This is a genomic window from Plantactinospora sp. B5E13 (assembly GCF_039871775.1).
In the GTDB taxonomy this organism is placed as follows: Bacteria; Actinomycetota; Actinomycetes; order Mycobacteriales; family Micromonosporaceae; genus Plantactinospora.
Map to the genome: position 1 here is coordinate 1 of NZ_JBDPLT010000106.1, position 1,553 is coordinate 1,553.

A 1,553-nucleotide genomic window follows, 5' to 3' on the forward strand; every position below is an offset into this window, starting at 1 on the left:
CGGAACGTGTCAAGGATTTGAGGCCAGCGGGAGTTATGCGGCCTGAGGTTCCGCCTCTGGTTTGTTGATCCAAACGTGTTCGGGTAGATCGAGGATCTTCGGTAGGAGCCGGTTGGTGCCGAAGCGTTCCGGGTGTGCCGTCCGGGCTGCGGCGAGGGTGTCCTCGCGGCCGGCGCGGACGGTGTGGTGGCGGCCGTGGTGGACCTCGGCGGGGGTGTGCAGGCCGATCCCGGAGTGCCGGTGGCAGTTGTTGTACCAGGTCACGAAGTCGGTCATGAACGCTCGTGCGGCGGTGAGGGACGCGAACCTGTCCGGGAAGACCGGCGCGTACTTCAACGTCTTGAACCAGGCTTCGCTGTACGGGTTGTCGTTCGACACCTTCGGTCGGGAGTGTGACCGGGTCACGGTCAGGTCCTCGAGCAGGTCAGACACCGACTTTGAGGTCATCGACGTGCCCCGGTCAGCGTGGACGACGTGCGGGACGCCGTGGACGTCGAAGACCTCACGCATCATCGACTCCGCGAGGGGACCGGACTCGCGGGCGTGGACCCGGACACCGACGATGTACCTGGAGTAGATGTCTATCATCACGTAGGCGTCGAAGTAGGAGCCCTTCACCGGTCCGGCCAGTTTCGTGATGTCCCAACTGAACACCTGCCGCGGCGCGTCGGCGACCAGTTCCGGACGCTGACGCGCCGGATGCCGGGCCAGCCGGCGACGCTCTTTGACCTGCCGGTGTTCACGCAGGATCCGGTACATCGTGGCGATCGAGCCGACGTAGACGCCCTGGTCGAGCAGAGCGGCGTAGATCTGCGCCGGAGCGGCGTCGACGAACCGCGGGCCGTTCAGTAGCCGCAACACGTGCTCCCGCTCCGCCGCGGTGAGCGCGTTCGCCGGCGCCGGACGCGGCCGGCGTGACGGGCTCGACCGACGTCGGTCCCGATCGACGCTGGACCGGGCGATCCCGGTCATCGCCGCCGCGGCCCGGGTCGTGGTCCCCGCACCGGTCAACTCCTGAAACGCGTCCATCAGCGCCTGCCGAGCCCGAACACGTCCGGATCGTCCGGCTCGCTCCTGGAGATGTCCTCCAAGAGCTCTCGCGCTTTTCCCATGATCGTCAACGCCGTCTCCGTACGCGCCAGTTTCGCCTGCGCCTGCGCCAGCTCACGCCGCAACCGGGCGATCTCCGCCTGCTCCGCCGACGGCCTCCCGACCGTCTCACCAGCCGGTTTGCCCTGCAACAATCCCGCGTCCCGCGCACGGCGCCACTCCGACATCAACGACGAGTACAAACCCTCCCGCCGCAGGAACGCCCCGCCCTCACCCGCCGCGACCGCCCGCTCGTAGCCGGCCAGCAGTTCCAGCTTCTGTCCCGGGGTGAACGACCGGCGTGCCCGCGGACCATCCGAACGCGGCCCCTTCTTGCGACTCATGACCCCATCCTGGGCCGTCACCACGCCAACAACAGTATTCAACGCTTCTCGATCCTGAACTCGCCCTGTCCGACGGACTTGCTATGAGCCGCTGGCCTCAACTCACCCTGACAGACAGGG

The 1,553-nt window shown here is 67.4% G+C and carries 1 pseudogene; it reads right to left on the minus strand.

Going from position 1 to position 1,553, the window contains the following annotated elements:
• Window positions 1–33 precede the first annotated feature (33 nt).
• Window positions 34–1,433: pseudogene (locus tag ABGB05_RS36860) on the minus strand (IS3 family transposase).
• Window positions 1,434–1,553: the final 120 nt, after the last annotated feature.